The following is a 22,830-nucleotide window of genomic DNA, read 5'->3' as shown; positions in this document are numbered from 1 at the left end:
CAAAGCTTAAGTCCCCAAGGAACTGCACCTATGAGCACCGAAGTCAAAGTCCCCACGCTGGGCGAAAGCGTTACCGAAGCGACGATCGGCGAATGGCTGAAAAAGCCCGGCGAAGCCGTTGCGCTCGACGAGCCCATCGCGAGCCTTGAAACCGACAAGGTTGCGGTCGAGGTTCCCTCGCCCGTTGCCGGCGTGATGGGCCAGCAGCTCGCCGCGGTCGGCGATACGGTCAATGTCGGCGCGGCGATCGCGACGATCGAGGCCGGCGGTGCGGCCGCTGCTCCGGCACCTGCCGCCGCCGCGCCTGCTCCCGCACCGGCTGCCAAGGCCGAAGCTGCTGCGCCTGCGCCTGCCGCGACCGCAGCACCCGCCGGCGAAAGCGTCGACACGGTCACGACCATGTCGCCCGCGGTTCGCCGCCTCGTGCTCGAGCATGGCGTCGACCCCACGAAGATTCAGGGCAGCGGCAAGGACGGCCGCCTGACCAAGGAAGATGTGCTCGCCGCCGCGAACAACGCGCCCGCTGCCGCCCCGGCTCCCGCTGCTGCCGCTGCCGCGCCTGTCGCAAGCGGCACCCCCGGTCGCCACGAAGAGCGCGTCAAGATGACGCGTATGCGCCAGACGATCGCAAAGCGTCTGAAGGCCGCGCAGGATACCGCCGCGATGCTGACGACGTTCAACGACGTCGACATGTCGGCGGTGATGGCGACGCGCGACAAATATCGCGAAAGCTTCGAAAAGAAGCACGGCGTCCGTCTGGGCTTCATGAGCTTCTTCACCAAGGCGGTCGCGCTTGCCGCGCATGACATTCCGGCGGTCAACGCCCGCATCGACGGCGACGAAATCGTCTATCACGACTATCTCGACGTGTCGGTCGCGGTCAGCGCGCCGAACGGCCTTGTCGTTCCCGTCGTGCGCAACGCCGACAGCCTGTCGTTCGCCGACATCGAAAAGGCGATTGCCGACCTTGGCAAGCGTGCCAAGGACGGCACGCTCACGATCGACGACATGACCGGCGGCACCTTCACCATCTCGAACGGCGGCGTGTTCGGCGGCCTGATGTCGACCCCGATCATCAACCCGCCGCAGTCGGCGGTGCTCGGCCTCCACCGCATCGAGGATCGTCCGGTCGTCCGCAATGGAGAGATCGTGATCCGTCCGATGATGTATCTCGCGATGAGCTATGACCACCGCCTGATCGACGGCCGCGAGGCAGTGACCTTCCTCAAGACGATCAAGGAAGCGATCGAGGATCCGACGCGCCTTCTGATCGATCTTTGATCCGATGATCGCCCTCTCTGCCCGACCGATTCTGGCCTTTGCCTTCGCCGCTGCCCTCGCGGGCTGCAGCGAGGGCGAAAGCCGCATGCAGAAGGGGTTCGAGGACGGGCTCAAGACCAGCTTCGTCGAAAGCTTCGGTGAATCGTGCCGCGCGGCGGCGGAGGGTAGCGGGGCGCCGGCAGACCTTGCCGCCAAGGTGTGCAAATGTACGGCCGACGAATTGATCAAGAAATATAGCGCATCGGAACTGATCGGCCTGTCGCAGGAAATGGCGGCCCCGGTTATGAAAGCATGCGCTGCGAAATCCGGGCTGCCTATTTGAGCGGATTCGCTCTTCCGGGTGCTCAGGCAGAAATTGAGGTAGATTGAACATGGCTGATTACGACTACGACGTCCTTGTCATCGGTGCCGGCCCCGGCGGCTATGTCGCGGCGATCCGCGCGGCGCAGCTTGGCCTCAAGACCGCGTGCGCCGAAGGGCGCGAGACGCTGGGCGGCACCTGCCTCAACGTCGGCTGTATCCCCTCGAAGGCGATGCTCCATGCGTCCGAATATTTCGAGGCTGCAGCGGGTGGCGCGATGGCGGCGATGGGCATCAAGGTAAAGCCCGAACTCGACCTCGGCACGATGCACGGCCAGCGCAAGGATGCCGTGAAGGGCCTGACCGGCGGCATCGAATTCTTGTTTAAGAAGAACAAGGTCGACTGGCTGAAGGGCTATGCGCAGTTTACCTCGAAGGACACGGTCGAGGTTGCGGGCAAGTCGGTGCGCGCCAAGAATATCATCATCGCCACCGGCTCGTCGGTGACGCCGCTTCCGGGCGTTGAAGTCGATAACGACAAGCAGATCATCGTCGATTCGACCGGCGCGCTCGAACTTGCGAAGGTTCCGGGTCACATGGTCGTCATCGGCGGCGGCGTGATCGGGCTCGAACTCGGCAGCGTGTGGCGCCGTCTGGGCGCCAAGGTCACCGTCGTCGAATATCTCGACCAGATCCTGCCCGGCATGGACGGTGACGTCCGCAAGGAAGCGAACAAGATCTTCAAGAAGCAGGGCATGGAATTCAAGCTCAAGACCAAGGTCACGTCGGCCGCGGTCAAGGGCAAGAAGGCCGTGCTGACGCTAGAACCCGCCGCTGGCGGTGACGCCGAAACGCTCGAGGCCGATGTCGTGCTGGTATCGATCGGGCGCCGCCCGAACACCGACGGCCTGGCGCTCGACAAGGCGGGCCTCGCGGTCAACCAGCGCGGCCAGATCGAAACCGACCATGATTTCAGCACGCAGGTCCCCGGCATCTGGGCGATCGGTGACGTGATCCCGGGCCCGATGCTCGCGCACAAGGCGGAAGACGAGGGCATCGCCTGCGCCGAGAATATCGCCGGGCTGACCGGCATCGTGAACCACGACGTCATCCCGTCGGTCGTCTATACGTGGCCCGAAATCGCCGGCGTCGGCCTGACCGAAGAGCAGGCGAAGGAGCGTGGCGAGGTGAAGGTCGGTAAATTCCCGATGCTCGCGAACAGTCGAGCCAAGACCAATCATGAGCCCGACGGTTTTGTGAAGGTGATCGCCGACGCCAAGAGCGACCGCGTGCTTGGCGTGTGGTGCATCGCAAGCGTCGCCGGCACGATGATCGCGCAGGCCGCGCAGGCGATGGAATTCGGTGCGACGTCGGAAGATATCGCTTACACCTGCCACGCGCATCCGACGCACAGCGAGGCGATCAAGGAAGCCGCGATGGCGGTGACGGGCAAACCGATCCACGTCTGATGAACTAAATGGGGGAGAGAGAATGATGGCGAAGCACGGGCTCTGGGCAGCGGCTTCGCTGACCCTATCCCTCATGGCGACCAGCGCGCAGGCGGCACCCGATCTAAATGCCGCGAATGCGCGGCTGACGGCGCTGCTCGACAAAAATTACCCAGCGCTCGACGCGCTCTATAGGGATCTCCACCAGAATCCCGAACTTGGGCTGCAGGAGGTCCGCACCGCGGGCATCCTTGCGCAACATCTCCGCAAGGCGGGCTTCACCGTGACCGAAAAGGTCGGCGGCACCGGCGTCGTTGGCGTGCTCAAGAATGGCGCAGGTCCGACGATCCTGATCCGCGCCGACATGGACGCGCTGCCGATGGAGGAAAAGACCGGGCTCGCCTGGTCGAGCAAAGCGCGCGCGACCTATGAGGGCAAGGATGTGCCCGTCATGCACGCGTGCGGCCACGACACGCATGTCGCCTATCTTGTCGGCGTCGCGCAGGCGCTTGCTGCGATGCGCGATAGCTGGTCGGGCACCGTGGTGCTGATCGGCCAGCCCGCCGAGGAAATTTTGAAAGGCGCGAAAGCGATGCTCGACGACGGGCTGCTGACGCGCTTTCCCAAACCCGACTATGGCTTCGCGGCGCATGTGCTGAACGGCCCGACGGGCACGATCGCGATCAAGGCGGGCACGGCCTTCTCGGCATCGGACAGCTATTCGATCACCTTCCACGGTCGCGGCGGACATGGATCGATGCCCTCAATGGCGCTCGACCCGATCCCGATCGCGGCGCGCTTCGTCACCGATGTGCAGACGGTGATCAGCCGCGAGAAGGACCCGGGCGCCTTCGGCGTGCTGACGATCGGTGCGATCAATGCGGGTAGCGCCCCCAACATCATCCCCGACAGCGCCGAGGTGAAAGTCAACATCCGCTCGCTGACCCCTGAAGTGCGACAGTTGCTGCGCTCGGGCGCCGAGCGGTCGGCGAAGGCGGCTGCGATGATGGGTAACGCCCCCGAACCGACGATCACCTATCTGACCGGCACGGCGAGCCTTGTGAACAACGAATCGATGGCGGCGAACGGCCTCGCGACGCTCAAGCCAGTGTTCGGCGAGCGGCTGCTATTTGCCCCCGCCAGTGCGGCGCCGGTGTCGGCGAGCGAGGATTATTCGGAGTTTGTCGATGCGGGCATTCCGTCGCTCTATTTCGCGATCGGCGGTTATGATCCCGCCGTGCTCGCCGATTTGAAGGCCAAGGGCCAGCCGGTGCCGACCAACCACTCGCCCTTCTTTGCGCCCAAGGCCGAACCGGTGATCCGGAATGCCGTCGCGGCGATCGTGCTGTCGGTCATCGGCGGCGTGCGCCCCGACGCCAAATAGGCACGCGATCTTGTTCGAGATCGACAATGCGCTGATCGTCCGGCTGCTCGACCTCGTCGGCATCGGCGTCTTCGCGCTGTCGGGCGCGCTGATGGCGGTGCGTTTGCGTCAGACGCTGGTCACCGCCGCCTTCTTTGCGCTGGTGACCGGGGTGGGCGGTGGCAGCGTGCGCGATCTCCTGATCGGCGCTCCGGTTTTTTGGGTGCAGGACGGCGCGATTGCGGCAGTATGCATTGCGATCGCGCTGATCGTCTGGCTGACGCCCGAACGCTGGTGGCAGGGACAATTGCTCGAATGGGCCGACGCAGTGGGCCTTGCTGCCTATGCCGTGTTCGGGACGGCGAAGGCGCTGGCGTGGGGCGTCCCGCCGGTGCCTGCCTTGATGATGGGCGTGATAACCGGCTGCGTCGGCGGCACGATCCGCGACATCCTCGCCGGGGTGCCGTCGATCATCATGCGGCCCGAAGTCTATGTGACCGCGGCGGCGCTCGCGTCGGGGCTGTTTTTGCTGCTGCAGTGGCTTGGTACCGGGACGCCCGTCGCGGCGGTGACGGGCGCGATCGCGGGCTTCATCCTGCGCGGCGCGGCGATCCGCTGGTCGCTTGCGCTACCCGCTTATCGCGATCCCAAAAGCCGATAGACTTGCCAAATCGAGAAACTCTGTCAGTTTCGCCTTATGAACAGTGATGTCAGCACCATCGCCCGCCGTGTGCGCGATCAGGCGCGCGCCTTGCCCGACCTGTTCGGCCGTTTCGATTTCGACAAGGCGCCTGAGCGATGGGCGCCCGAGGTCGACGCGGTCAGCGAGCTGAGCCGCGTTCGCAGCATCGACCGCGCCGACTATCTGGACGATCCCGATCTGCTTGGCCGTATCCGCGAATATACGATGCTGGGCGACCGGACTGGCGATGCCTATGCCGCATTGATGCCGCGCCTTGGTTTTCAGCAGACCGTCGCGATGCTGGTCGATGCATGCGACAAGGGCGTCGAAGCGGTCCTGGACGCGCCGCCCGAACTCGCGGCGCTGATCCGCGAAATGGAACAAAAGCCCGACTGGCTCGACATGAAGCTGGTCGAGGAGGGCGCGGCTTATGAGCGCAACGCCACCGCGAACCTCTCGCCCTTTCTGATCCGCGGCGCCTTCATCGCGACCTTCCTCAACAAATATTCGGCGCTGCCGATGGCGCTCACCGGGACGCTGGGCCAGGCGACCGCCGCGCGGCGGGTGAAGGAAACCGCGACCTTCTTTGCGACAACCGCGCTTCCCGGCGCGCTCGATCGCTTCGGGCCTGGATTCAAGGCGGCGGCGATGGTGCGGCTGATGCACTCGATGGTGCGCGTCAACGTCCTGTCGCGTCCCGGCATGTGGGATACCGAAACCTATGGCATGCCGATCCCGCAGCTCGACCAGATGCCCGCGGGGCTGATCCCCGTCTATTTCCTCTCGCAGGAGGTGTTGGCGAAGGGCCGGACCAGCTTTACCCGGCTCGAACGTGGGCGCGTCGAACTCGCGCGTTACCGCTGCTATCTGCTCGGCCTGCCCGAGGATTTGCTCGCCGATACGCCGCAGGAGATTGTCCGCATCTGGCGCACGCGCAGCGCGACGCTCCGCTACGAATATGACGATCAGGTCTGCGGCGGGCTGCTCCGCGCGACGATGGACGCCGAACTGTCGAAAGACCGTTCGCCCAAAGGGCAGGTCAAACGCCGCCTCGAATATTCGGTGAGCCGCGTTTTCTTCGTAAAAGCCTTTCTTGCGGGCGACGAGGAGCGCGCTGCCAATGTCGGCGTGCCGGTGCGGCGCCGCGATCACCTCATTTATGGCGCGACGATGCTCGGCATCGCGGGGCGCATGGCGGCCTATCGTGTCGCCTCGCGCCTTCCCGTCATCCGTCATCTCGCCGACCGGCGCCTCGTCCACCGGATCGAGCGCCAGCTTGCCGAATATGGCCGCGCCGAATTCACATCCGACGCCGCGCACTACAAGCCCGCGACGGCGAGCTAGTCCTTTCAGCAAAGGAATTTCATGAAGACCGAACAGGCGACCGTTAACGGCATCAACATCACCTATGAGGACAAGGGGCCGCGCAATGCGCCCGTCATCCTGCTGGTCATGGGCCTTGGGGGCCAATTGACGCTCTGGCCCGACGAATTCGTCGACGCGCTGAACGAACGCGGCTTTCGTACCATCCGCTACGACAATCGCGATGTCGGCCTTTCGACGCGCTTCGATGCCGCAGGGGTGCCGAACGTCAAATGGATGATCGTCAAATCGGTGATCGGCCTGCCGGTGCGCCCCGCCTATACGCTGGCCGACATGGCCGCCGACGGCATAGGCTTGCTCGATCATCTTGGCGTCCAGCGTGCGCATGTCGTCGGCGTTTCGATGGGCGGTATGATCGCGCAGCATATCGCCGCGCGCTATCCCGATCGCGTGCTCTCATTGACGTCGGTGATGTCGACCACCGGCAACCGCCGCCTTCCGCGCGCACAGAAGGAGGCGATGCGCGTGCTCGCCAACCGCCCGATGAATGGTGATAAAGAGGCGCTGATCGCTTATTCGGTCGGCGCGGCGCGTGTGATCGGCAGCCCAGGCTATCCATCGACCGAAGAACGTCTCCAGCGCCGCGTGCGTGCCGACTTCGAACGCGGCTGGTATCCGCAAGGCGTCGCGCGCCAGATGGCGGCGATCGTTGCCGATGGCGACCGGCGCCCGCTATTGAAGGATATCAAGGCGCCGACGCTCGTCATCCATGGCGAGGACGATCCGCTCGTGCCGCTGCCCGGCGGACGCGACACTGCCGACAATATCGCGGGCGCGCGGCTGCTGACGATCCCGGGCATGGGTCATGATTTGCCGCTTGGGCTTGTTGATACGATGGCCAATGCGATCGCGGAACACATCAACGAAACGACCGCCGCCGCCTGAGCCGCGGTGAGAGGAAATCGGGCCCCTGCGAAGGCAGGGGCCCATCACCGGTCGGCGCAATTTCGAAGCATCGGGAGATGGGTCCCCGCGCTCGCGGGGACACATTTTTTCGGGCTAACGCCTCCGTTCGAACGCTATTTCAGCAACAACGCCATCGTCGCGAAGAACCCCTTCGCCTCAGCCTGACCCGGCCGCGGGACCGCGGGCAGATAGGCGCGACAGTCGAGGCACGACGCCTGCACCGACCCCGCCCGCGTCAGCATCGTCAGATCCTGGACGAGGCGCCGTTCGGTCAGTTGGCGGTTCATCGCCGCGATCCCGAACCAGCCGCGTGGAAGTGCTGCAGTTTCTTCCTCGGTGCCGGACCAGCTTGCGAGCATCTTCGAAAATTCGCTTGGTTCATCCTCGAAATATTTCGCGTGGAAATCGCCGTCGATCTTCGCGAACTTCGCCGCCGCTTTCAGCGCATCGGGCAAGCCGCCGAACTGGTCGACAAGGCCGATCTGGCGCGCAGTACCGCCGGCCCACACGCGCCCTTCGGCAATGGTGCGGATTTTCTCGATCGGCTGCTTGCGGCTCTTTGCGACGAGCCCGGTGAAGCGCGCATAAATGTCCTCGACGCTCGCCTGCGCCAGCGCGTTGAAATCGTCGTTGACCCCGCCGAATATATCGGGCTGGCCCGACAGCGGCGTCGTCGCGATGCCGTCGGCGTTGACCCCGATCTTGGCAAGCGCCTGATCGAAACTCGGCAAGATGCCGAACACGCCGATCGAACCGGTGATCGTCTCGGGCTCGGCAAAGATGCGGTCGGCGGGGGTCGAGACCCAATAGCCGCCCGATGCCGCGACATTTGCCATCGACACGACGATCGGCAGCTTCTTCGCCTTCGCAGCGAGCAGCGCTTGGCGAATTTCCTCCGACGCCAGCACCGATCCGCCGGGCGAGTCGACCCGCAGGACGATCGCCTTGATGCTGCTGTCGGCAGCGGCGTCGAGGATATGCTGCGCGACGGTCTCCCCACCCGCGGCGCCGTTCGGCGCCTCGCCATCGACGATCTCGCCGACGACGGGGACGACCGCGATTGCGCTGCCCTTTGTTTCGGGCGGGTTCGCGGCGACCCAGTTTTCGAGCGGGATCGCATTATATTCCCACGGCTTGCTGTCGTCCGGGGAGCCGCTGAGCTCCGCAACGCGGCGGTTGAAAGCCATGCGGCTGCCGAGCTTGTCGACAAGGCCCGCATCGACCGATGCCTTCGACAGGTCGTTGCCCGCCGCCTTCACGGCGCCCGCCGTGTCGGCGATGAAGGCGTCGACCTTGGCAGCCGGGCGTGCCTTCTTGACGTCGGTCAGCCAGTTTTCCCACAGCACGCCGGCATATGCGAGGTTGGCTTCCTTCGCCTCGGGCGACTGGTCGGTGCGCAGGAAGGGCTCGACCGCGCTCTTGAAAGTGCCGACGCGATAGATATGCGCGGTGATGCCGAGGCGGTCCATCAACCCCTTGTAATAAAGGCGCGATCCGCCCGGCCCCGCGATCGCTACGCCGCCGATGCCGTCGGCCCAGATTTCGCTGGCGTGCGCCGCGACCTGATAGCTGTCGGTGGTGTAGGCGGTGGCGAAAGCGAGCACGGGCTTTTTCTTCGCGCGCACCTTGTCGACCGCAGCGCCGATTTCGGCAAGCGAGACCTGCCCGCCGCCAAGGAAGCGGTCGAGGTCGAGCACGACCGATGTTACGCGCTTGTCGTCGGCGGCAACCTCCAGCGCATGGACGACGTCGCGGACGCGGATTTCCTTGAGCTGCGCGCCGCCCGACAGCGCCGCGAGCGGGTCGACGTCGGCGGGTTGTTCGCTGACGACGCCGTCGAGTTCGATCAGCAGCGCACCCTGGCTGACCGGCAGGCCCGCATTGGGGCGTCCCGCGAGCAGGCCGAACAATGCGACGAAGAAGAGCAGAAGAAAGATGAGCGCCAGCGCATCCTTGATCCCGACGAGCAGGTTCCAGACCTTGCGCGGAAAGCTTGTTCTCGATTTCGGTTTGTCGTCGCCCGGCAGCGGCCGGCGGACGGGAATGGCCCATGGGCCGGCGGGATCGTTGGGCGCGTTCGCGGTGCTATCGGTCATGTCCGCGAACCTAGGGGCGCGTCCCGTCCTTGGCAATGCACGCTTCGACGGGCGAGCGATCAGTGCCCATGGACTACATTTACCAAGAATATCATATCCGTTTGCACCGAGCCCTTCGACTGCCCTGGCACGCGCTCAAGACCAACTTCGGCCTTTCGCCGATGCCCGGAGAGCCCTGGGTCTGCAGTCCTTCGATGAGTGTCTCGACGTTGCCGGACATAAACGGAAATATATTCAGAGCCAGCCTTCGCGGCGATACCAGCGCACCGTTTCCGCGAGCGCGTCGTCGGTGTCGCGCTCGGGCCGCCACAACGCGGCGGGCGGACAGGCGCCCTCGGTCGCAACCCAGTCGGGATGCGCGATATAGCGCGCGCGGTCGGGGGTCAGTTTCGCCCGGCTGCGGCGCACGAGTTTGTCGAGCTGGCCCCCGGCCTTCAACAGCAGGGCGGGAGTCGCGATCGTCGACAGCCGCTGCCGTCCCACCGCGCGCGCGACCGCGCGGGCAAATCCGCGATGCGACCAGCCAGTGGGCCTACCGTCGTCGGGCTCGTAAATCTGGCCGACGCTCGCGCCCCGGTCGGCGGCGAGTGTCACGAGCAGCCGCGCGAGTTCGTCGACATAAATCGCCGACATGCGCCCGTTCGGCACCAGCGCGATGCCGCGCCGCGCCATGCGGAAAAGGTCGAGCATTTCGGTATCGCCGGGACCGAAGACCGCGGGCGGGCGCACGATCGTCCAGTCGAGCCCGCTCGCCATGACCACCGCTTCGGCGCGTTCCTTTGACCAGCCATAGTTGGAGATATCGGGCTCGCGCGCGGCGAGCGACGACACATGGACGAAGCGCGTGACGCCGGCCCCGCGCGCGGCATCGACGACGTTCGCGGTTGCGATCGCATTGCCCGCCTCGAACGCCGCGCGGGTGGGGACGTTGACCACGCCCGCGATGTGCATGACAACATGGCTGCCCGCCGCCATTTCGGCGAGGCTGTCCTTGTTGTCGAGCGCGCCCGCAATCCACGTCACCCCTTCGATTTCGGCCTGTGGTCGGCGGGTGAGGGCGCGGACGTGCCATCCCGCCGCGACTGCATCGCGCATCGTCGCGCCGCCGACAAAGCCGGTCGCGCCGGTCATCGCCAGCACGCGCCCGCCGTGTTTGTCCCCGGAACGGGGAGGGGGACTCAAAGCAGCACCATATGGTCGCGGTGCACCATCGCGCTGCGCGGCGCATAGCCGAGCGCGGCTTCCTGCGCGTCGCGGCCGAGGCCGACGATGTTCGCGGCGTCGGCGCCCGGATATTCGGACAGGCCGCGTGCGATGATGCGCCCGTCGGGACCGGCGATGTCGAGGATGTCGCCGCGCGCGAAGCTGCCGCTGACCGCGGTTACGCCCGCCGCGAGCAGGCTGGCGCCGCCCTGCAGCGCTCTCGCGGCGCCGGCGTCGATCTCGACCCGCCCCTTGGCGGTGAGCCCGCCCGCGAGCCACGCCTTGCGCGCGCTTGCGCCCTTGTCGGCGACGAACAGGCTGTGCCGTGCAGCGGTCGACAGCGGCCGGTCGATGCGACCCGAGGCGATCGCGAGATGCGCCCCGGCGGCGTTGGCGATGCGGGCCGCCGCGATCTTCGACACCATGCCGCCCGATCCCATGCCCGATGCCGATCCGGTATCGGCCATCGCCTCGATCCCCGCATCGATGCGCTCGATCCGCGCGATATGGACGGCGCCGTCCTGCGCCGGGTTGCGATCATACAGCCCGTCGATGTCGGACAGCAGGATAACGCCGCCCGCCGCCGCGGCCTGCGCGACCCGCGCGGCGAGGCGGTCGTTGTCGCCGAAACGGATTTCCTCGGTCGCGACGCTGTCATTCTCGTTGATGATCGGCACGACGCCAAGGCTGAGCAGCCGGTCGAGCGTCGCCGCGGCATTGAGGTAACGGCGGCGATGTTCGAGGTCGTCGAGCGTCACGAGCATCTGCGCGGCGGTCAGCCCTTCGGCGCCGAGCACTTCGGCCCAGACCTGCGACAGTGCGATCTGCCCCGTCGCGGCCGCCGCCTGCGCATCCTCGAGCGTCCCGCGCCCGCCCTTGGCGAGCCCCAGCCGCCGCGCGCCGAGCGCGATCGCGCCCGAAGACACCACCGCGACCTGCTGTCCCGCGCGCGCGCGCTCGGCAATGTCGGCGGCGATGCCCACAAGCCAGCCGCGCCGCACTGCGCCATCCGGGTCGACGAGCAACGCCGATCCGATCTTGACGATCAGCCGGGGACAGGATGCGGGCGGAAACAGGCTCATGGCGCCGCCGATAGCGCGATGCGCGCGCGCCGCCAATGCGAATGTCCCGGCAAGCCCGGTTCGCGTAATTTTATTCCGCTGATGGTAACGTCGGCTTTGGGGTGGGGAGCGGAGGTTTGCTACTATGTTGTACCCCGGCGAAGGCCGGGGCCCAGGGCTTTAGAAAGCCGAGCTGTGCGGATTGCCGCCCTGGACCCCGGCTTTCGCCGGGGCACACATTACCGTCGTTAGTTTCCGGTCGTTTCTTCGCTCTCGTCATCCCGGGCTTGACCCGGGATCCCGCTTTTTGACGCACTCACCGACTTCGACTTCAAGCGGGACCCCGGGTCAAGCCCGGGGTGACGAGGATGGCAGGGTCCGCCCCCGGTCGTTAGCCGACGGTTCCTACTCCAGCTTCGTCATTCCCGCGAAAGCGGGAGCCCGGCGAGCCGGCGCTGTCACTGGGTTCCCGCTTTCGCGGGGATGACTAATGTGGGGAAGGCAACCAGCGGCCGCTAGCCGCCCTATTCCTCGGTACGGATCAGGATCATCTCGCCGATCAAAGCGAACAGGATGAACGGCCCCCATGCCGCGAGGAAGGGCGAGTAGGCGCCCAGATCACCCATCGCGAGCGCGAAATTGTCGGCGACGAAATAAGCGAAGCCAAGCCCCATGCCGATGATCGCGCGAATGAACAGCTTGCCCGAACGGGCGAGGCCGAACGCGGCCACGGCGCCGAGCAGCGGCATCAATATCGCCGACAATGGTCCCGAAATCTTGTGCCACAGCACGCCCTTCAAGGCATCGACCGGGCGGCCCGCGGCCTCGAGATCTGCAATCGCGGCCTTGAGCTTCATGAACGGCAATTCGTCGCCGTCGACCTGCGCCAGCGTGAATTGGTCGGGGCGCACACTCTTCGCCGCGACGATCGTGCCGAGTGGTTCGAGCGTGCCCGACCGCCGCATGAAACGGCGCGCGTTGGTCAATTCCCAGCCGCCGGTCGGAAGCGCGCGGGCGCTGTCGGCCGACAGCATCGACGACAGCACGCCGCCGGTGCGCTCATAGATCGTCACATAGCCGAGCACGATCACCGGGCCGCTGGTGTCTACCGTCGTTGCATTGATCAGGTCGTCGCCGTCGCGGACCCAGATATTCGTGCGTATGCCGCTGTCCTTGGGCACTTTTTTATACTCGACCTTTTGCCACGCGCTGAGCGCCGCGGTCGAGCGTGTGACGATCCGTTCGTTGAACGCAAAGCTGATCCCGGCGACGAGCAGTGCGGCAAGGAACAGCGGCGCGAGCACCTGATGTGCCGACATGCCCGACGCCTTCATCGCGATCACTTCGCTGTTCTGGTTGAGCGTGACCATCGTCAGGATGGTGCCGAGCAGCACCGAAAAGGGCAGGAAGGTCTCGATAATCTGCGGCATCCGCATACCGACATAGCGCCACACGTCCGAATCGCTGTTGCCCGCGACGGCGAGAATCTTGCCGCTCTCACCCAGAAGGTCGAGCGTCTGGAGGATCAGGACCAGTGCGAAGAGGATCGAGAAGGAGCGGACGAGGAAGAGGCGGCCGACATAGAGCGCCATCGTGCGCGAAGGGAAAAAATGGAGCTGATGCATTTAGTTCAAACTCTCCAACGGCCGCTGCTTGCGCTGGAACATCGTGAGCATCGCACGAATTTTCTGCCCCGCCTTCGCCGCCACGCGTTCGAGCGCGCCGATCGGCTGGCCCCCGGGGACGTGCGCGACGGTGTAGTACATCCAGATCGCGAGCGCCGCGAACAGAAGATAGGGTACCCACATCGCGATCAGCGGGTCGATCGTCCCGCGCGCGCCGAGATCCTCGGCATATTGGTTGATCTTGTGCTGAGTGACCAGCAGCACGATCGACAGGAACACGCCGAGCGACGACGTCGATCTTTTTGGCGGGATCGCGAGGGCGATCGCGATTAGCGGGATCAGGAACATCGACATCACTTCGACGATGCGAAAATGAAAATTCGCCCTCGATTCGAGCCGCGTCTGCACCGATTGCGTCTGGTCCTTGCCCGCGACGAACAGCTCTGGGATCGTCATTTCGCGGTCGGCGCCGCCGCGCAGGCGGAACGCCTCGATCTTGGGCAGCGGGATCGGCAAGTCGTGATTGTCGAAGGTCAGAACGCGCGGGACAGCGAATTTGGGCGATTCATGGATCAGAACGCCCTGCGACAGGCGGAGGATGATCGTGTTCGGATCGTCGGTGGCGAGGAACTGGCCGCGCGCCGCGGTGGCCGACACGCGCTGCCCGTCCTTATTTTCGCCGCGCACGAAGATTCCGCGCAAACTGCGGCCATCATTATAGCTTTCCTCGATCCTTAGCGTCATGCGGTCGCCCAATTTGGTAAACTCGCCGACCTTGATCGATGCGCCGAGCGCGCCCGAGCGGAGTTCGAACTGCAGCCCCTCATAGGCATAGCGCGCGACCGGCTGGATGAACCCCACGATCGCCAGATTAAGCGCAGCAAGCGCGATTGCATAAGCGAAGGGTATGCGCATCAGCCGCCCGAAACTCATGCCCACGCCCTTCAGCACGTCGAGTTCACTCGATGTCGCAAGCCGCCGGAAAGCAAGGAGAATCCCTAACATCAGCCCGATTGGAATACCGAGCGAGAGATATTCGGGAATGAGGTTTGCGAGCATCCGCCACACGACGCTGACCGGCCCCCCTTCGGTGGCGACAAAATCGAACAGGCGAAGCATTTTTTCGAGCACGAGCAGCATCGCCGACAGGACGAGGGTGCCGAGCATCGGGAAGAAGATGAGCCGCGCGATGTAGCGGTCGATGGCAGGAAGCTTATTCAATCTTTGGTCGCCCCATCACCATGATTTGGCCGCAGTTGTTTCCGATATGCCGATTCAAGGGCGACAGGGACCCATCTCGGCGTGCGTTGTTGCGCTCGTGGAGATGGCTATAGCCTCTGGAGGTTTTGAGGTCATGTCGAAATTTGTATCCGCTCTCCTTGCTGTTTCCGTGCTGGCTTTTACCGCCACGGCGCAAGCGGAAGGCCGGGTCCTCTCGAACGATCTGTCGAAGTGCAGAAGCGGCCCGTCGACGCTGGTCCAGATCAGCGGCGTCAAGGCGTCGGCTGGCAAGATTCGCGTGCAAAGCTATCGCGGGACGGCAGATGATTGGCTCGCGAAGGGGCGCTGGCTCGCCCGCGTCGAAGTTCCGGCGCGTGCCGGGATGATGACCGTCTGCGTGCCCCTGCCCGAAGCCGGTGTCTACGGCATTGCAGTGCGTCACGATGTCAACGGGAACGGCAAGACCGACTTCCGCTCGGATGGTGGCGGGATGTCGAACAATCCCAGCATCAATGTCTTCAATCTTGGCAAGCCGAGCTACAAGAAGGCAGCCTTTTCGGTCGGGGATGCGCCCAAGACGATCTCCATTTCGATGAAATATATGTGATCGGGAATGGCTAGCGTCGCGCTCCTTTCCAACCCACGCTCGACGGGTAATCGCTCGTTGTTGCCGCGGGTTCGCGAATATTGCGCGGCGCATCCCGACATTTTTCACTATGAAGTCGAGGATGTCGACCAGATCGAAAAGGCCATCAGCACGATGGCAATGGTCGGTCCGCGCGTCGTCGTTATCAACGGCGGCGACGGCACCGTGCAGGCCGCGCTGACCGAAATTTATTCGGGCGGCCATTTCGGTGGCTCGCCGCCGCCGGTCGCGGTGCTTCCGAATGGGAAAACCAATCTCATCGCGCTCGATCTCGGTGCCGAGGGTGATCCGATCAAGGCGCTGCAGCGCGTTGTCGAACTGGTCGAAAGTGGCCGGCTCGAAGATCATGTGATTGAACGCCAATTGATCGCGCTCGATAGCGGCGGCGAAGAACGACCGGTGCTCGGCATGTTCCTCGGCGGCGCTTATCTTGCCGACGTGATGCTTTATTGCCGCAACCGAATCTACCCGCTCGGCCTGCCCAACGGGATTTCGCATTTCCTCGCGGCGATCCTGGGTCTGTTCGCGATCATCTTTGGAATCGGCGGCGGGCGCCTGCCGCCCAAGCCCGAACCGATGACCGTGTCGCTGATCCGCCAGGGCGAATTCAAGGGCAAATTCTCGTTGCTGATCGTCACGACGCTGGAGAAACTGCTGCTCAGTATCCGCACCAGCGAAGTCTATGGAACGAACGGCAATATGAAATTGCTCGCGACCGACAGCAATGTCGGTGCGCTGTTCCGCATGCTTGGCGCGACCTGGCGCGGGACGCTGGGGCAGAAGCAGCTCGACGGGGTGCATTTCCAGCAGGGTGACGAAATCCGTATCGAGGGCGAACGCTCAAACGTCATCCTCGACGGCGAAATCTTCCAGGCGAAGAACGGCGCGCCGATCATCCTGACTTCGACGCAGCCGGTTCCCTTCCTGCGCCTCGCCGCCTGAGCCCTTCATGTCCGCGCTAGCCGAACTCGTCCGCGAAGAACTCGCGACCCCCGTCGACCCGCGCGTCACCGCTATGGCGCAGGCGATTGCGGCTCAATATCCCGGAAGCGCGCGCGCGGTGCTTTTCTACGGCAGTTGCCTGCGCGAAAGCGAACTCGACGGCTTGATGCTCGATTTCTACCTGATCGTGTCCGACTATGGCGACGCCTATCCCAAGCGCTGGATGGCGGTCGCGAACCGGCTGATCCCGCCCAATGTATTTCCGTTTCAACATGGTGGGCTGATTGCAAAATACGCGGTGCTCAGCGAAGCCGATTTCGACCGACTTAACGGCGCCGCGACGCGTAACGTGTCGGTATGGGCGCGCTTTGCGCAGCCTTCGCGGTTGGTCTGGGCGGTCGACGATACCGCGCGGGGCCGCGCGGTGGGCGCGGTTTCGCGCGCGGCGCCGGCGCTTCTCGCCGCTGCGGGCCGGATCGAGGGCGAAGCGCCGCTCGACTGGTGGCGGCGGGCCTTTTCGCTCACTTACTCGGTCGAACTACGTGCCGAGCGGACCGGGCGGGCGCAATCGGTCGTCGATGCGGACGCCGACCGCTATGAACGTTTCAGCGGCCCGGCCATCGCAGCTATTCCTGCCGATGCCGTCAGCGGACGCTGGTCGCAGCGGCGCTTCGAAGGCAAGGCGCTCAGCATCGCGCGGCTTGCCAAGGCCAGCCTGACCTATGCTGGCGGGATCGATTATCTCGCGTGGAAGATCAATCGGCATGCGGGGACGAAGATCGAGATCAAGGCATGGCAGCGCCGCTGGCCGCTCGTCGCCGCGCTGACGTTGGTGCCGCGCCTGATCAAGGGCGGCGCGATCCGCTGATTAGCCCGCGAGGCGCTGACCCTCGGGCCGCGGTTCGCCGCGCCGCCGGATTGCCTGATCTAGCGCCGTGAGCGTGAAGGGCTTCCTGAGCACGTCATGATCGCCGAACGCGGCATCTTCGCTCGCATCGCCGGCATAGCCCGTTACAAACAGGACCGACAATTCGGGCCAACGCTGCTTCAGCTGCGCGACCATTTCCGGGCCGGTAAGCTCGGGCATCAGAACATCCGACAATATCAGATCAAAGCCGCGCTCTCCGCCCGCCAGCCTTTCTTCGACAAGCGCTTCGGCCTGAAGCGGGTTGCCGCATGCGACGGCGGTATGGCCAAGTTCGCTGACCGCGTCGACCGTGGCGGCCAGGACGCGGGCGTCGTCCTCGACGACAAGGATGCTCAACGCGTCGGTGGGGGCGTCGGGGTCGGTGGCCTCGCTCGGGAGCATCTCTGCCGCGACATCGGCATCCGCCTGGGCGATCGGAAGCAGCATGGCGACGCTTGTGCCTTCGCCCTCGGTCGACGAAATCTGCACCTCGCCGCCCGACTGGCGGCAGAAAGCGAAGACCTGGCTCATGCCAAGTCCGGTGCCCTGGCCTGCAGGCTTGGTGGTATAGAAGGGATCGAAGACGCGTTCCAGCACCTCGGGCGACATGCCGCAACCGGTATCGATGACCTGCACCGCAAGCGCCTTGGCCTCGCCGTCGTCGATCGTCCGGATCGTCAGCGACCCATGGCTGTTCATCGCATCGCGCGCATTGACCGCCAGATTGAGCAGCGCGTTTTCGAACTGTTGCCGGTCGACCCAGCAGGCGAGACCGTCGGCCTGAAGATCGAGTGTCAGCGCAATTCGGTCTCCGATCGTGCGTTCGATGAGCTGCGCAAAGCTTGCGATACAGTCGTCGATCGCCGTCATTTCGGGGCGTGCCGGCTCCGATCTGGCGAAGGTCAGCAGGCGCCGGGTCAGGTCCGCGGCGCGATTGGCGCCGTCGAGCGCGTTGGCGAGGTGGCGCTGCGCCTTTTCGGGGGTTCCCGGTAGCCAGCGCTGCGCAAGTTCGAGCCCGCCAACCACCACCGCGAGCATGTTGTTGAAGTCGTGTGCGATGCCGCCGGTCAGTTGGCCTACGGCCTCCATCTTCTGGGCCTGGCGAAGCTGCGATTCGGCGGTCTCGCGTTCGGTCATTTCGCTGCGCAGCGCCTCGTTGGCCTGCGCCAGTTCGGCAGTTCGCTCCTCGACCGCTGCTTCAAGCTGCATCGCACGGTCGCTTTCGGCAAACTGTTCGCGCCGCGCGAGGCGCCGCTCGCCCTCGGCGCGGAGCAGCGAGAAGGTCGTGGCGATCGCAATGACGGCGGCGGCAGCGCCAAGTAACGAAAAGAGCAGTATTGCCTGGTTCAGGCTGGCACGATCGGCGGCCGCGAGCCGGTTGCGGTCGCGAAGCAAAGTGCGCTCGTTCGCGATGATTTCGCTGATCAGCTTGTCGATCTGGCTGACCCCCTGTCCCTTGCCGGCCGCATAATATTTCGAGATTGCGGCGACCGTCTGATTGTAATTCGCACTCAGCGCTGCATCGCCGAGCAATGCCCCGCGACTGTCCATCTCGCGCGTCAGCCGTTCGACCAGAACCATCTGCTTCGGATTGTCGCGGACGTTGCGCCGCAATTGGGCCAGGAACTGGCGCGCGCGGCCCCACTGATATTCATAGACGCGCCCGTCTTCTTTCTGCAGCCCGACCGCGAAGCGGCCGAGCGATGCCTCGGCCCGCGCAATTGCAGCGTCGACCGAGCGGGTCTGCGAGATGACCTCCATGCTCTGCGTCTGCCAGCCGAGCGAACGGTCATAATTGTCGTTGGCGCGCGCGAGCAGCACAAGGAGCGCCCCGACCACGCCGGTCAGGATCGCACCGAGGACGATCGTCAGCCAGAAGCGGATACGCTCCCGCCGGCCGTCATTTTCGCTGTCGATATCCCGCTCGAACACGCGCATCTCTTACCGGACAAGCGCGGCGCCGCAAAGCGCCGAAGCTTCGGTTAACTTAACACCGCTTCAACTCGCCCCGAAAAGGAATCCGCTGGTCGGCGAAGTCGCTCGATTCAACCGATAATGCCCACGCGTTTGCCCGCACGCTCGAAGCGGCCGAGAATTTCGGTAACCTGCTCGCTCGAATGCTCGGCGCAGAGCGAGCAGCGGAGCAGCGTCATGCCCGCGGGGGTCGCCGGCGGGCGTGCGAGATTGACGTAAAGCCCTTCTTCCAGAAGCGCTTCCCACATCATCGCGCCTCTTTCGAGGTCGGGCATGATCACCGCGATGATAGCCGACTGCGGCTCTGCGGTGCCGAGCTGGAAGCCGAGATCGCGCAGTCCCTTGTGCAGATCCTTGCTGTTTTCCCACAGATGCGCGCGCTTGTTCGACCCGTGCATCAGCTTGCGGATGCTGGTCGCGGCGGTCGCGACGACGCTCGGCGGCAGCGAAGCGGTGAAGACATAAGGGCGACAGACGAGCCGCATGATCTCGAACTTCGGATGGTTCGACACGCAGAAGCCGCCGACCGTGCCGACGCTCTTGCTGAAGGTGCCGATGATGAAGTCGACGTCGTCGATCACACCCTGCGCCTCGGCAACGCCGCGGCCGTGTTCGCCGATAAAGCCCATCGAATGCGCCTCGTCGACGAGGACCATCGCGCCATTTTCCTTCGAGACGCGGATCATCTCTTTCAGCGGAGCGATGTCGCCCAGCATCGAATAGACACCCTCGAGCACGACCAGCTTGCCGGCTTCGGGCGGCAGGCGCTTCAGCCGCTTTTCGAGCGCTTCGACGTCGTTGTGGCGGAAAGCGACGATTTCGGCATCGCCCATCTTGCACCCGTCATAGATCGACGCATGGCTGTCGATGTCGAGGATGACATAGTCGCCCTTGCCGGCGATCGTTGAAATGATGCCAAGGTTCGCCTGATATCCGGTCGAGAACACCATGGCATGGTCCATGGCGTAAAATTCCTTGAGCGCGTCCTCGCACTCCTTGTGCCCCTGATAGGTGCCGTTGAGGACGCGGCTGCCGGTGGTGCCGCTGCCGAACTTGTCCAGTGCGTCCTTGCCCGCTGCGATGACATCCTCGTCGAACGTCATGCCCATATAATTATAGGTGCCGAGCAGAATCGTCTCGCGCCCGTTGCAGATCGCGACGGTTGGCGAGACGACCTTTTCCATGACCAGGCTGAACGGGTCGGTGACGCCGGTCGCGAGCAGCGCCTCACGCTGCTGGATGAGCGGGTCGAACTTGCTGAAGAGGTCGGTCATCGGCGTATCAGCCCTTCAGCTTCTCGACGGCGGCAACCAACTGGCCGACGGTTTCGATTTCGGCCTGCATGTTCATGCTGATGATGATGTCGAATGTGTCCTCGACCTCGGCAACAAAATCCATGACCGTCAGGCTGTCCCATTCGAGGTCGCCGGCAAAGGTCGTGGCGTCGGTCAGTTCGACGCCCTTTTTGTTGAAGGGTTGGATCAGGCCGAAAATCTGGTCGGTGAGGGCGGTGCTCATAGGGTGCGTCCCATTATGGAAGAAAGTTGCGCGCGGGCATGCCGCGAAGGCTCCCGATTGGCAAGTGAATGCGGCGGGAACAGGGCAGCATCTTGCCGCTGGCGGGACTTCATGTCATCCCTGTGGCGGGTCGCTTGCAGGATATCGGGGCAGAGTATTGGGGCAGGGGGCAGCTTGGCATGGACAGCGCAGAAACAACGACACCGACCGAACGGCCGGCGATTTCCTTCCCGCCGAACGCGGTGCACCTGGTGCGCACCAACCAGCAGATCACGATGCAACTGTCGCAGATGGCCGATCAAAAGGCTTCGATCCTGATGGGTGCGACCTTCGTCGTCTTCACGCTCGCGATCGGGCAGGCGCGTTCGGGGGGCGGTGCGCTCGCGATGCCGCTCGCGATCCTCGCGACCTTTTCCTTCCTGTCAGCGCTGCTCGCGGTGTCGGCGGTGCTCCCGCGCGTCGGCAAGGCGCCGCCGGTCGTCTACAAGGACGGTAAGGACCACAGCAATATCCTGTTCTTCGGCCGCTTCGCACAGATGGACGAGGATGAGTTCATCGACGCGGTGAAGACACGCCTGCGCACCGAGGAAGATCTGTACGAGACGATGCTGCGCGATACCTATCAGAACGGCGTCGTCCTCGCGCGGCGCAAATATCGCTATCTCGCTTACGCCTATCGGCTGTTCGTCGTCGGATTGACGCTGACATTCATCGCGTTCGGGGTCGAGATGGCGATGCTTTGGGGTAAATAGCGCAGATGGGGCTGTTGCCCTTATGCCACCCCTGCCGTTGAAAAATCCGATGAGCGCCGTGCGGGATTGAAGCCCGTCCCCGCTGCGACTATCCGGGCCGGCTATGTTGCAGCAGGCGACCTCTCTGACCGCGGACACGCCGCAGGGTCTTCGCGCGGAATTCCGTGCGACGCTGGCGCTCGCGGTGCCGTTGGCGGCCGCCAACCTGCTCCAGATGATGGTTCACGCGATCGACGTGATCTTCGTCGCGCGGCTTGGCGATGCGGCGCTCGCCGCCTCGTCGCTCGGCGTCGCGATCTTCGGCCTCCTCCTCTGGACGGGGTCGGGGCTTGTCGGTGCGTCGGCCCCGCTGATCGCCGCCGAACTCGGCCGCCGCAAACATGCGGTGCGCGAGGTGCGTCGCACCGTGCGCATGGCATTGTGGCTCAGCGCGCTCGTTTCGCTCCTATTCATGGGAATCTGCGCCGCGGGTGGGCCCATCATGCTGGCGACCGGACAGCCGCCGGAAACCTCGGCGCGCGCCGCGAGCTTCCTGCTCATCCTGATGTGGGGGCTGTTCCCGATGATTGCCGCCGCGGTGCTGCGCATCTTCGTCTCGGCGCTCGGGCGCGCGACAATCGCGACTGCGATCACCTTCGGCGCGTTGTTCGTCAATGCGCTCGGCAACTGGGTGCTGGTATTCGGTCACCTCGGCATGCCCGCGCTCGGCTTGCACGGTTCGGCGATCTCCAGCGTGATGACGAGCGTGGCGATGCTTATTGCCTATATTGTCGTCATTCAGACCGATCGCCGGCTGCGCCGTTACCGGCTGTTCGGCAATATATGGCGGTCCGAATGGAGCCGCTTTTTCGACATGCTGCGCATCGGCACGCCGATCAGCCTGACGATTCTGGCCGAAGCCGGGCTGTTCACCGGGGCCGCCTTCCTGATGGGCCGGATCGGCGAGGCCGAGCTTGCCGGACACACGATCGCACTGCAGGTCGCGGCGCTGGCCTTTCAGATTCCCTTCGGGGTCGCGCAGGCCGCGACGATCCGTGTCGGCCTTGCTTATGGCGCGCGCGACCATCGCGGTATCGCCCATGCGGGTTTTGCGTCGCTGGCGCTCGGCATTGGCTTCATGGGCTTCACCGCGCTGCTCATGTGGCTGTTCCCTACGGTGGTGCTGTCGATCTATGTCGACGTCCATGCGGCGCGCAACGCGGCGCTGGTCGGCTTTGCCATGCAGTTTCTTGTCGTCGCGGCCGCTTTTCAGCTGTTCGACGGCGCGCAGGCGGTGGCGGCCGGCGTACTGCGCGGCCTACAGGACACGCGCACGCCGATGATCATCGCGATCTGCGGTTACTGGATCGCGGGCTATGGCACCGCCATCTATCTCGGTTTCTGGACGCCGCTCGCCGGAGTCGGCGTGTGGATCGGGCTGGCCGTGGGGTTGATCGTGGTCTCGGCGGTGCTGCTGCTCAGGTGGCGGATGCGCGGTCGTCTCGGCCTGCTTCCGGCCTGACGCAAAAACTTCGCAAGAATC

The 22,830-nt window shown here is 64.6% G+C and carries 20 protein-coding genes; 12 read left to right on the top strand and 8 right to left on the bottom strand.

Annotated features, from left to right (window positions below):
* Positions 1–30: 30 nt before the first annotated feature.
* The 7 genes from odhB to SC1_RS16040 are packed head-to-tail and all read left to right on the top strand — an operon-like array spanning position 31 to position 7,342.
* Complete coding sequence (odhB, locus tag SC1_RS16070; RefSeq protein ID WP_062184910.1) at positions 31–1,281, top strand: 2-oxoglutarate dehydrogenase complex dihydrolipoyllysine-residue succinyltransferase; 1,251 nt, start codon at positions 31–33, stop codon at positions 1,279–1,281.
* 4 nt (positions 1,282–1,285) lie between these two features.
* Positions 1,286–1,603 carry a hypothetical protein gene (locus tag SC1_RS16065; RefSeq protein ID WP_062184907.1) on the top strand — a complete coding sequence of 106 codons (318 nt, stop codon included), beginning with the start codon at positions 1,286–1,288 and terminating at the stop codon, positions 1,601–1,603.
* 49 nt (positions 1,604–1,652) lie between these two features.
* On the top strand, positions 1,653–3,050 hold the full coding sequence (gene lpdA / locus SC1_RS16060) for a dihydrolipoyl dehydrogenase (RefSeq protein WP_062184902.1): 1,398 nt from the start codon (positions 1,653–1,655) through the stop codon (positions 3,048–3,050).
* Between the two features lie 25 nt (positions 3,051–3,075).
* A complete protein-coding gene (locus tag SC1_RS16055; RefSeq protein WP_062184899.1) occupies positions 3,076–4,413 on the top strand; it encodes an amidohydrolase in 1,338 nt (445 codons plus the stop codon).
* A gap of 10 nt (positions 4,414–4,423) precedes the next feature.
* Positions 4,424–5,053 carry a trimeric intracellular cation channel family protein gene (locus SC1_RS16050; RefSeq protein ID WP_370568753.1) on the top strand — a complete coding sequence of 210 codons (630 nt, stop codon included), beginning with the start codon at positions 4,424–4,426 and terminating at the stop codon, positions 5,051–5,053.
* Between the two features lie 36 nt (positions 5,054–5,089).
* A complete protein-coding gene (locus SC1_RS16045; protein ID WP_062184896.1) occupies positions 5,090–6,418 on the top strand; it encodes an oxygenase MpaB family protein in 1,329 nt (442 codons plus the stop codon).
* Between the two features lie 21 nt (positions 6,419–6,439).
* Positions 6,440–7,342, top strand: a complete 903-nt coding sequence (locus tag SC1_RS16040) for an alpha/beta fold hydrolase (RefSeq protein WP_062184893.1) — start codon at positions 6,440–6,442, stop codon at positions 7,340–7,342.
* Between the two features lie 134 nt (positions 7,343–7,476).
* On the opposite strand, the gene sppA is transcribed toward SC1_RS16040, so the two are convergent.
* The 5 genes from sppA to lptF all read right to left on the bottom strand — a co-directional run bounded on the left by sppA (position 7,477) and on the right by lptF (position 14,569).
* A complete protein-coding gene (sppA, locus tag SC1_RS16035) occupies positions 7,477–9,459 on the bottom strand; it encodes a signal peptide peptidase SppA (protein WP_083435961.1) in 1,983 nt (660 codons plus the stop codon).
* 234 nt (positions 9,460–9,693) lie between these two features.
* Positions 9,694–10,590 carry an NAD(P)-dependent oxidoreductase gene (locus SC1_RS16030; RefSeq protein WP_062186848.1) on the bottom strand — a complete coding sequence of 299 codons (897 nt, stop codon included), beginning with the start codon at positions 10,588–10,590 and terminating at the stop codon, positions 9,694–9,696.
* 47 nt (positions 10,591–10,637) lie between these two features.
* Positions 10,638–11,744 carry a glutamate 5-kinase gene (gene proB / locus SC1_RS16025; protein ID WP_062186846.1) on the bottom strand — a complete coding sequence of 369 codons (1,107 nt, stop codon included), beginning with the start codon at positions 11,742–11,744 and terminating at the stop codon, positions 10,638–10,640.
* Positions 11,745–12,247: 503 nt separating this feature from the next.
* A complete protein-coding gene (gene lptG, locus SC1_RS16020; RefSeq protein WP_062184890.1) occupies positions 12,248–13,348 on the bottom strand; it encodes an LPS export ABC transporter permease LptG in 1,101 nt (366 codons plus the stop codon).
* Positions 13,349–14,569, bottom strand: a complete 1,221-nt coding sequence (lptF, locus tag SC1_RS16015) for an LPS export ABC transporter permease LptF (protein ID WP_083435960.1) — start codon at positions 14,567–14,569, stop codon at positions 13,349–13,351.
* A 133-nt stretch (positions 14,570–14,702) separates the two neighbouring features.
* Between lptF and SC1_RS16010 the strand changes: the two genes are divergently transcribed.
* From SC1_RS16010 to SC1_RS16000, 3 genes are read left to right on the top strand one after another with little or no spacing between them, the layout of a single operon-like run.
* Complete coding sequence (locus SC1_RS16010; RefSeq protein ID WP_062184887.1) at positions 14,703–15,176, top strand: DUF2141 domain-containing protein; 474 nt, start codon at positions 14,703–14,705, stop codon at positions 15,174–15,176.
* Positions 15,177–15,182: 6 nt separating this feature from the next.
* Positions 15,183–16,157: a diacylglycerol kinase family protein gene (locus tag SC1_RS16005; protein WP_062184884.1), complete on the top strand. Its 975-nt coding sequence runs from the start codon at positions 15,183–15,185 to the stop codon at positions 16,155–16,157.
* Positions 16,158–16,164: 7 nt separating this feature from the next.
* Entirely contained in the window at positions 16,165–17,025 is an 861-nt protein-coding gene (locus SC1_RS16000) for a hypothetical protein (RefSeq protein ID WP_062184881.1), read from the top strand.
* Here the strand turns inward: SC1_RS16000 and SC1_RS15995 are convergent, their stop codons facing one another.
* The 3 genes from SC1_RS15995 to SC1_RS15985 form a co-directional block, all read right to left on the bottom strand.
* Positions 17,026–18,996 (bottom strand): ATP-binding protein, encoded by a 1,971-nt coding sequence (locus tag SC1_RS15995; RefSeq protein WP_062186842.1) that lies wholly within the window; start codon positions 18,994–18,996, stop codon positions 17,026–17,028.
* A gap of 113 nt (positions 18,997–19,109) precedes the next feature.
* A complete protein-coding gene (locus tag SC1_RS15990; RefSeq protein WP_062184878.1) occupies positions 19,110–20,312 on the bottom strand; it encodes an aminotransferase class I/II-fold pyridoxal phosphate-dependent enzyme in 1,203 nt (400 codons plus the stop codon).
* A gap of 7 nt (positions 20,313–20,319) precedes the next feature.
* Positions 20,320–20,556, bottom strand: a complete 237-nt coding sequence (locus SC1_RS15985) for an acyl carrier protein (RefSeq protein WP_062184875.1) — start codon at positions 20,554–20,556, stop codon at positions 20,320–20,322.
* Positions 20,557–20,735: 179 nt separating this feature from the next.
* Between SC1_RS15985 and SC1_RS15980 the strand changes: the two genes are divergently transcribed.
* Together SC1_RS15980 and SC1_RS15975 are read left to right on the top strand one after the other, a co-directional pair.
* Complete coding sequence (locus SC1_RS15980) at positions 20,736–21,308, top strand: Pycsar system effector family protein (RefSeq protein ID WP_062184872.1); 573 nt, start codon at positions 20,736–20,738, stop codon at positions 21,306–21,308.
* A 103-nt stretch (positions 21,309–21,411) separates the two neighbouring features.
* Positions 21,412–22,809 carry an MATE family efflux transporter gene (locus SC1_RS15975; protein ID WP_062184869.1) on the top strand — a complete coding sequence of 466 codons (1,398 nt, stop codon included), beginning with the start codon at positions 21,412–21,414 and terminating at the stop codon, positions 22,807–22,809.
* Positions 22,810–22,830 lie beyond the last annotated feature (21 nt).

The sequence above is a fragment of the Sphingopyxis sp. C-1 genome (genome assembly GCF_001047015.1).
Taxonomy (GTDB): domain Bacteria; phylum Pseudomonadota; class Alphaproteobacteria; order Sphingomonadales; family Sphingomonadaceae; genus Sphingopyxis.
Note: the sequence above shows the minus strand (reverse complement) of the source record. Positions and strands in the feature narration are given on the sequence as shown.

Coding starts and splice junctions, on each gene's coding strand:
- proB (WP_062186846.1), bottom strand. CDS start 11,744: ATGAGCCTGTTTCCGCCCGCATCCTGTCCCCGGCTGATCGTCAAGATC.
- SC1_RS15975 (WP_062184869.1), top strand. CDS start 21,412: ATGTTGCAGCAGGCGACCTCTCTGACCGCGGACACGCCGCAGGGTCTT.
- SC1_RS16030 (WP_062186848.1), bottom strand. CDS start 10,590: ATGACCGGCGCGACCGGCTTTGTCGGCGGCGCGACGATGCGCGATGCA.
- lpdA (WP_062184902.1), top strand. CDS start 1,653: ATGGCTGATTACGACTACGACGTCCTTGTCATCGGTGCCGGCCCCGGC.
- SC1_RS16045 (WP_062184896.1), top strand. CDS start 5,090: ATGAACAGTGATGTCAGCACCATCGCCCGCCGTGTGCGCGATCAGGCG.
- SC1_RS16065 (WP_062184907.1), top strand. CDS start 1,286: ATGATCGCCCTCTCTGCCCGACCGATTCTGGCCTTTGCCTTCGCCGCT.
- odhB (WP_062184910.1), top strand. CDS start 31: ATGAGCACCGAAGTCAAAGTCCCCACGCTGGGCGAAAGCGTTACCGAA.
- sppA (WP_083435961.1), bottom strand. CDS start 9,459: ATGACCGATAGCACCGCGAACGCGCCCAACGATCCCGCCGGCCCATGG.
- SC1_RS15980 (WP_062184872.1), top strand. CDS start 20,736: ATGGACAGCGCAGAAACAACGACACCGACCGAACGGCCGGCGATTTCC.
- SC1_RS16000 (WP_062184881.1), top strand. CDS start 16,165: ATGTCCGCGCTAGCCGAACTCGTCCGCGAAGAACTCGCGACCCCCGTC.
- SC1_RS16040 (WP_062184893.1), top strand. CDS start 6,440: ATGAAGACCGAACAGGCGACCGTTAACGGCATCAACATCACCTATGAG.
- lptG (WP_062184890.1), bottom strand. CDS start 13,348: ATGCATCAGCTCCATTTTTTCCCTTCGCGCACGATGGCGCTCTATGTC.
- SC1_RS15985 (WP_062184875.1), bottom strand. CDS start 20,556: ATGAGCACCGCCCTCACCGACCAGATTTTCGGCCTGATCCAACCCTTC.
- SC1_RS16055 (WP_062184899.1), top strand. CDS start 3,076: ATGGCGAAGCACGGGCTCTGGGCAGCGGCTTCGCTGACCCTATCCCTC.
- SC1_RS16005 (WP_062184884.1), top strand. CDS start 15,183: ATGGCTAGCGTCGCGCTCCTTTCCAACCCACGCTCGACGGGTAATCGC.
- SC1_RS16010 (WP_062184887.1), top strand. CDS start 14,703: ATGTCGAAATTTGTATCCGCTCTCCTTGCTGTTTCCGTGCTGGCTTTT.
- SC1_RS15990 (WP_062184878.1), bottom strand. CDS start 20,312: ATGACCGACCTCTTCAGCAAGTTCGACCCGCTCATCCAGCAGCGTGAG.